Source organism: Methylobacterium sp. Leaf91 (assembly GCF_001422815.1).
Taxonomy (GTDB): domain Bacteria; phylum Pseudomonadota; class Alphaproteobacteria; order Rhizobiales; family Beijerinckiaceae; genus Methylobacterium.
Genome location: NZ_LMMP01000033.1, coordinates 1 through 7,703, shown reverse-complemented (window position 1 = coordinate 7,703; position 7,703 = coordinate 1). Strand labels below are relative to the sequence as shown.

Annotated in this window: 6 protein-coding genes and 1 pseudogene; 3 read left to right on the top strand and 4 right to left on the bottom strand. The window is 56.9% G+C overall.

Going from position 1 to position 7,703, the window contains the following annotated elements; translation table 11 throughout:
* Positions 1 to 908: 908 nt before the first annotated feature.
* Positions 909 to 1,400, bottom strand: a complete 492-nt coding sequence (locus ASF32_RS25530; RefSeq protein WP_156467867.1) for a nucleotide disphospho-sugar-binding domain-containing protein — start codon at positions 1,398 to 1,400, stop codon at positions 909 to 911.
* Between ASF32_RS25530 and ASF32_RS16945 the strand changes: the two genes are divergently transcribed.
* Both ASF32_RS16945 and ASF32_RS25525 read left to right on the top strand, forming a co-directional pair.
* Positions 1,399 to 2,211 carry an IS5 family transposase gene (locus ASF32_RS16945; protein WP_056430877.1) on the top strand — a complete coding sequence of 271 codons (813 nt, stop codon included), beginning with the start codon at positions 1,399 to 1,401 and terminating at the stop codon, positions 2,209 to 2,211. The two genes, ASF32_RS25530 and ASF32_RS16945, sit on opposite strands and share 2 nt — an antisense overlap.
* 1,501 nt (positions 2,212 to 3,712) lie before the next feature.
* Positions 3,713 to 3,913 (top strand): hypothetical protein, encoded by a 201-nt coding sequence (locus tag ASF32_RS25525; RefSeq protein ID WP_156467866.1) that lies wholly within the window; start codon positions 3,713 to 3,715, stop codon positions 3,911 to 3,913.
* A gap of 471 nt (positions 3,914 to 4,384) precedes the next feature.
* On the opposite strand, the gene ASF32_RS25520 is transcribed toward ASF32_RS25525, so the two are convergent.
* Positions 4,385 to 4,789, bottom strand: a complete 405-nt coding sequence (locus ASF32_RS25520) for a hypothetical protein (protein ID WP_156467865.1) — start codon at positions 4,787 to 4,789, stop codon at positions 4,385 to 4,387.
* 48 nt (positions 4,790 to 4,837) lie between these two features.
* Between ASF32_RS25520 and ASF32_RS16925 the strand changes: the two genes are divergently transcribed.
* Positions 4,838 to 5,488: a PAS domain-containing protein gene (locus ASF32_RS16925; RefSeq protein ID WP_156467864.1), complete on the top strand. Its 651-nt coding sequence runs from the start codon at positions 4,838 to 4,840 to the stop codon at positions 5,486 to 5,488.
* A gap of 28 nt (positions 5,489 to 5,516) precedes the next feature.
* Here ASF32_RS16925 and ASF32_RS26650 read toward each other — a convergent pair.
* Positions 5,517 to 5,893, bottom strand: a pseudogene (locus tag ASF32_RS26650) (IS630 family transposase); the annotation flags it as partial.
* Positions 5,894 to 5,967: 74 nt separating this feature from the next.
* Positions 5,968 to 7,692 carry a GGDEF domain-containing protein gene (locus tag ASF32_RS16915; protein ID WP_056430863.1) on the bottom strand — a complete coding sequence of 575 codons (1,725 nt, stop codon included), beginning with the start codon at positions 7,690 to 7,692 and terminating at the stop codon, positions 5,968 to 5,970.
* Between the last annotated feature and the right edge of the window lie 11 nt (positions 7,693 to 7,703).

Below are 7,703 nucleotides of genomic sequence, written 5' to 3'. Positions count from 1 at the left end.
AGCGTGAAAGAGATGCCACTGCGCATCCCGCCAGACTCGCAGGATGGGCCACAAACCAAAACCCTACGCGGACTCAACCGTCAGGGCTCAACCACTAGCCGGTTCGATACTGCCTGAGACTGTAAAGCAGCCCATTCCAAGCCAGCCGGTTAGGTCACCCGTATAAGTAGTCATAAATTCGAACGGGTCCCTTGATAGATTAGGTTGAGCGCCGCTCAACTTTTTGTACGGCAACAGACTCAATCAGCCACAGCCGGAATGCTTACTCATCCTAGGGAGAATTCCGCTCATTTATTATCACAAAGATTGCTGGCTTCGGATAGCAACAGGTTCGGTAAGCCATGTATCTTCAGAGCCATTGCTTCGCGAAGCACCGCATTGTATTAATGAAATACTTCTGCCTATAATGCTTTGCTTGATTTTTGTCCGATAAGTTATGACGCTCGGCCCAGCCTTCGCATGAGGATCATGAAGGCGGCAGCGTAGAGGAACGCCTGAGCCAAAGCGAAGGTCGCCTCAAAATTTTCCCCGAAGGCGGCAGTTGCGGCTAATCCAGCCGAGGAAGCATTTCACGCCCCAACGGCGTGGATGCACAGCAAAGTCATAGGCTCTCCGTCTCCAGTTAATCCAGGCGATTGACCTGATGACCTTTAAAACCATATTTGGAACGCTAACGGAAATACGTGAACTCGGCCAACTAGATAGATCGTATCCCTTCGGCGACCTTGCGTACTTACAAGACCAAAACATCCCCTCAGCTAAGCTTGGCGATAATCTCTTCAGACTGAAGCTTTTTTCGTGCCATGACAACATTCTGCATATAGCTCGGGGCCATAACGCCAGGAGGACCACAACCGATTGCTAGATAAAACGCCCGTAGAAATACAAATGCATTAAGCGCAGATTTTTCAGTAACCGTGACGCTTCCGTTTCGAGAACCGCTCGATAATGCCACAGCAGACCTTTATGCCGTTCTCTTGAGCACTTCGTTTCTTGGCCTCTTTACAAGCCTCCGCAACAGTTGGAGAATGGAGAAGCGTATTGAGGCATTGGCTGGCGTGAGAGGGTTTGAAGCGTCTGCGTGAGAGCGTCATACCTACCCCAAGGCGACGAAGACGCTCACCCTCGTCGAAATGGTCGAAGGCGACCGGTACGATGAGTTGCGGAACGCCAGCAGCCAGCCCCTCCGCGACAGTGCCAATTCCTCCATGATGAATCAGCGCGGCAGAATATGGAAGCAGTGCACTGAGCGGGGCGTAGGCCGCTCTGAACACGCTGGCTGGTAGATCGTCGGGGATCTGGCCGTTCTGAGAGCCTGTCCGATAACGCCTGATGGGGGTTGAGTGGCCGGGATGGCGGTGATTCCAAGAGGGTGCTGAAGCCTGATTTGGAAGTGCCATGTGGACCCCGACCACTCGCCGGCAGCATAGCCGCGCCGGCCTGCGCTACGAAACCGACCTAACGGATAGCGAGTGGGCCGTGATCGCGCCGCTGCTGCCGGTGCCGGCCTCGTGCGGTCGTCCGCCTGTCTGGACGATGCGCGAGATCTGGAACGCGATCTTCTACGTGCTGCGCGGCGGCATCGCGTGGCGGATGATCCCGAAGGACCTGCCTCCGCGCAGCACAACGTTCGGCTACTTCAGCCGCTGGCGGGACGCGGGCCTGTTTGCCCGGATCAACCATCACCTCGTCATGGCCGACCGTGAGCGGGTCGGTCGAGAGGCTTCGCCGACGGCTGCGGTGCTTGACAGCCAGAGCGTCAAGACCACCGAGAGCGGCGGCCCGCGCGGCTACGACGCTGGAAAGAAGATCAAGGGCCGCAAACGTCAGGCCCTAGTCGATACGGACGGGCGGGCGCTCGTCCTCGATCCGCAGGCTGCGGACGTACAAGATCGGGATGGGGCCGGACCGGTGTTGCGCCTATCGCGGCGGACTTTCCCGTTCATCACCAAGGCCTTTGCCGATGCGGGCTATGCCGGCGATAGGCCCGCGACCGCCACGAGCATCACCGTCGATATCGTGCGCAAACCCAAGGATCAGGTCGGCTTCGCCGTGCATCCGCGCCGATGGGTGGTGGAACGCTTCTTCGGCTGGATCAGCCGCAACCGCCGCCTCTGGAAGGACCCGGAGGCGACCCTCGCCTCGGCCCAGGCCTTCCTCTACGCCGCCGCCGTCATGATCCTCGTTCGAAGGTTAGGCCGAGCAGTGTGACTTATCGGACGGACTCTGAGGCGCCAGGAGAACTCCGCGACGTCCCATCCGCCCACAGATGGCGACAGCCGTCTCGAAAAATCGCCCCGCCTGTCTCATCGCTGAGCCGTAGGTGAAGACCAAGGGAGGCTTACCGCCTTCTACGAACGCAGCAAGCGACGGTGACAGCCTGCCAGCATCGCCGAAGGTATCGACCCGAGGAAATCCAGTCTGGACTAAGCGATGTGGCCAATCGTCCTGTGGTGGGGCGAACCAGCTCGGGACCATGAGGATGATGCGTTGAGGTGAGTGCCACCATGTTCTCAATCGATCCACGGTAGGCAGATTGAACTCAGCCCGATATGCGTTAACCGAGGGAAGAGAGACGGGATTGAGCACGTATTTTTCGGCTCCAAGCTGGATCGAGTGCTTGAGACGATTCGGGAGCCAACGGGGAAGCGGCACTCCTGGGATGATGGGAGGTGCGTGCCGGCTCCGAAAAATGAAAGGAGCGAGGTGAACCGTGATCACGTCGAGCCCCAGGCGATCCTGAGCGATACGGGCGCCTAAGCTGAGTGTTGAGGCGACCACCAGGATTGGGCCCCGTTCTGCCTCCTGGCCTAGGAAGGCGTCAACGACCGGCATCAGTTTCAGCGCGTACCCAAGCAGAAGGGCCGCTCCCTTGCGAGGATGCCAAAGGTTCGGGTCGGCGATGGCCTCATCGTAATCAGCTTGGCTGCCAAGGGGGTGAAACGGCAGTTGCGCTTGCTTCGCCAGCCTCTCAAAATGTCCTGGCGCAGCGAGGAGGACATTGAAGGAGCGTCGGCGCATTTCGATGGCAAGGCCTATGAACGGCAAGACGTCCCCATGGCTACCTATCGAAACGAAAATGACCTTCATTAGAGAGCCTTAAGTAGTAGAAAACCGAGGGCGCAAAATCTGCGATTCAAGGCAAAAAAAGCAACTGATATGGCTGAGACCACCTTGATTATACTATCAATCATCAGATCACTACAGCATTACTTCGCTACTTGCGGCGGAAACCCCAAGCCTCTACAGCATGGAAGCAGTCCTTCTGCTGCAGAAGCTTTCTGTAGATCGGCTCGCCATTCCCACAGCAGGCTGCGGATGGCGCTTAAACGTCAGCGGCTCTGTGGAACTTCGGTTCTGGGAGCCAAGCCGCGGATGAAGCTCAGCACCTTCAATCGGTCCTGCTCGACCTCAATCATGGCCCAAAGTTGCAGAATCTCCGCCGTAGGGTTTCGATCAGGCAATGACAGATCTGAGAACACTTCAACCGGGCAATCGAGTGCTACAGCGATCCGGTTCAATAGCGCTTCCGATTGGTCTGACTCGTACTCAGCGGCATCCCGCTTACACATGTGTAACTCCGATTGTGCGCAACCGGTTTATCGCATCTTTTGGAGGCCATGCAAAATACAACCTTAGTTAGAATATTTCGCGTTTGATCCACGTTGATTACTTAAGCTATCCTGCCAGTATCCAACCGGTGTCGGACAGAATGGACGGTGCAGAAATGGAAGACGACGAGCGTTTCAACGAGATGGCAGAGGCTTGTTTGTCGGCGCATCAGGCCGTCATCGAAGCAGGCACCCCTGCGATGATTGCTTTGACACGTGCTCTCTTGTGGCAGGTCGGCCAGGAACTTTCACAAAGAGAGGAACGGCGAAATGAAATTGTTCGCTTAAGTGATGCTAAATAGCAACAACCTAACACATAGACACGATCTGCTATCGGCTACGCTTCGTATGCGCCGTTAACAATCAGATTAAGGAGTGCCATGCTAACCAGCCTATCACCGCGCCATCCTTAACTTGTGCCCCCCCCGATCTGCTATCAATCGCGATGCGGCCGCTAGTTGTAATAATTCCTGTAATCGACTAAGGGCTGATCAAATTTCAGCGCAGTCATCATCCAGTAGTGATTGAATACGGCTGATGGTCGAAATTTTCTGAGCTTCAGGCATGCATTTGGCCTTTCACCCAGCCACAGACCCCTGATCTAACCAGCGTGCCTCGCACAGGGCAGATTAAGAAAACTATCGAATATAAAAGTAGATATATATCAGATGACACCAAAACCGCGACAGCAAATAGTTCTATATTGTTATATTTGAAACTGCATTAGTTTCGGTTAAATACTGATAATCCGCCTTAGCCGATAGATCGGGCCGTCAACCTTGCGGCTCCTCGTGCTCGCTCACGCGAGCCGCGTTTCGAGCCATATTAAGAATGCGTTCACGCTCTTTAGGATCTACCACACGTACAAAAGCCTCAATGAGATCCACGCAGTCTCGCGTCAGCCCAGTCTCCGGCGCATGGCCGTCATGATTGGCTTCTTGGGTATGTTTCTCGGATTCAGCTGGATGGAGGAAGTCCGCTACGGAAAGATCCAGCGCCTTTGCAATTCTTGATTGAAGCACTGAGCCATATGACGAGGTGACTTCAGCGGTCTGATTCGGCAAACTTGTACTGTCTTTGGCAAACACATCGGCTTCAGCCGAACTCAACTTCCGGCCCATGCGGCCCTCCAGCGCAACTTTTGATTGAATCACGTTTAGCGATGTATTTTGCACCATCTCGTAGTAAATTTCTACCGGTATAGATTTACTTAGGTTTAGCTTATATTGTCGTATTGGATCGGACCTTATCAGATTCTGGAGACGCGTGTGGGGCGTATTCAAACGCGCGGGACGCAGGTCTCGCAGATCATGTTGCAACAGGCGCTCGACGCTTCAGACCTGATTGGACGATGGGAATACGACGTTGCGAAGGATCTCGCGTATGCGGACGCACTCGTTGCACTCGTGTTCAATATCGACCCCACAGCGATGGCTGCCGGCGTGGCGCTCGATGTGTTCCTTGCCGGGGTGCATCCCGAGGATCGTGAGCGTTTTGCCGACGAGATAGTGCGTAGTATGATGACGGGAATTTGCTGCACGTTCGAGTACCGAGTTTGCTCTGCTGACGGCGTTGTACGTTGGGTTCTGGATCGTGGGCGTATCACCTTGGACGAGGCAGGGCGGCCTCAGCGTGGAAGCGGTGTGCTAATCGACATCACACAATCGCGTGTTCGTGACCATGAGGCGAATCCCGTTCCAGACTTTAAGCATCAGCACCCCTTGGAACGGGCTGCCGAGCATTGCCTCGCGGCGCAGGAGGCAATCCACGAGCTTCCTGAGCCTCTCCTGCACCGGATGAGCGATATGCTGCTGCTTGAAGTCGGACGAGCGTTGTCGAAGCTTACGGATGCCCGACGTCGCGGCTCGATGAACTAACTCTGAAACTTTATAGAGCCGCATCCAGTCAGGTTGGGTCAAAGGCATCGTACCCTGCGGCCATCAGGTAATTGCGGCACTCATTCGGCGTGAAGCGCCCATGGACCTGCGCGAGCGTGTTGCAAAGTTCTGCGACCGTGCAGGCGGCCTGGGCACCCAAATTGGCCTTGAGCTTGGCAAAGGCGAGTTCGGTCAGATTGAAATCTCTTAGCGGTCTTTCGTTTAGGGCGAATAGACCGAGAGGTAGAGCAGGCGGGCACCTGCAGAAGCGATGCGCTCGCGGATGCCGCTGACGTTGTGGGCGGACAAGTTGTCGAGCACGACCGTGCTACCGTACTTCATGGCCGGCACCGGGGCCTTTTCGGCATAGCGGCGGAAGCGGACCCCGGCCATCAATCAGTCGAAGGGCGGTCTCGTCGTCAGGCTGCTGACAGGCAGCCCCGCGGTTGTTGTTTTACTTCTTCTTAAGTGCCGTTAAGCTATTTGCCCGCGACACGAAGGCGCCCCTGTGGGCTAGCCGGGGCTTCGCTTTCGGCACGCCAGCCCGATTGAACCGGAGCGGTCGCGACCTGGTTTCTTCCGCTATGTTTGGCGCGATAGAGTGCCGTGTCGGCTGCCTTGACGAGGTCAGCACTGTTGCTTGATGTGCTCGGCAGAGAGGACACCCCTAGCGACGCCGAGACCTTCGCACCATGGGCCCCGGACAGAGCCTCGATCCGCTCTCGGATTTGTTCTGCCTTGAGCGCTGCATCCTCGAGGCTGCAGTCGGGGAGAAACACGATCAGTTCTTCGCCACCGTAGCGACAGGCCACATCGGTCTCACGGAGCGCTCCGACGATCGCAGCCGCCGCTTCCCTCAGAACAGCGTCACCTGTCGCATGACCGTGCTCGTCATTAAGGCGCTTGAAGTGGTCGAGGTCGATCATGATCACCGAAACCATCCGCCCCTCGCGCTCAGCGATGCGGACATATCGATCGAGACTGTCCTCCATGTAGCGTCGGTTATAGAGGCCCGTCAGTGGATCGCGGAGCGCCTGGTTGCGCAGCTTCTCGCGTAGAGCGATGTTGGACAGGGCGAGCGACATCGCGTCCCCGAGCGCCGAACTCAGCGGCAGGATGTCAGCGAGGCGTTTCTCTGCGTCCAAACCATGCGCAAAGATCTGAAGAAGACCAAGGTTCTCGCCCCGCGCGACCATCGGTATTTCGAGGGCGGCGAGACCGGAGACATGATGCTCACAGCAAAGGGCTCTGGAGCCGCCGCGGTTGATGTGCGGCTTGCCGCGCTTCATGGCCCAGCACTGGTTGATCGCGATCACCTCCGGCGGGGGCGATCCTTCCTCGCACGCCCAAGAGGTCGAGAGGACGAGGCGATCCCGTGAATTATTGAAGACATAGAGCGCGCCGCTGAAACCGTTGATCAGTTCGCCGGCAGTGGCTCGGAGGACCGCATTTGCATCGTGATGATCCGCAGCGCTCTGGAGCATGTCCGTCATCTCGAACAGGTGACCGACCTGTGTTCTGGACGCGTCCATTTCCGTGATGGCCGTCGCCCGGGCCTGAGCATCTCGCGCGCTTGATCGGAATGCGAAGATCATGACTCCGGCAATCAGAATCTGCGATAGCAACACGATACTTTTGCCGATCTCGATGCGCGTCTCGTGATCGGTGAAATGCGAGTTCCAGGTCGCCAGGAAGGCATCAAACGCGCGACGCATCGTGCCGATCAGAGCTGCACTCCTGCGTTCCCTGAGCAGGGACTGAGCCGCCTCCAGCTTTCCGGCGCGGACGAGTTCGAGTGTATCCGTCCAGATGGCTTCGAGCGACTTGATGCTGGCGTCGGCGGAGGCGCTGGTCCCGTCGGGCATCTTTAGGAAAGGATCCAGGCGAGCCAGATACGTATCGCGACGGCTATGCAACGCTTCGAAGGCGCGGCTGTACTCGCTGTATTCGCTGTCCCGGTCGCCGAGGGCTCTGTTGAGGACGTAGGCTTCCGCGTCCATGAGCGCTTCCTGGGCGATGCGCATCTGCCGCCCGCCTTCGCGCAGATCGATGAGAGCCTGCTGGTGCCGGTTGGTGTAAAAGAAGCCTGAGAGCACGATCGTGATCATGACCACGACTAGGGCCTGTCGTCGCTTGAACGGATTGGCGCGTTTTGCGTTTTCGTCTCTCTGATTGCGGGAGGGACGATGCTGAGCGATGCGCAATGGTCTGAACT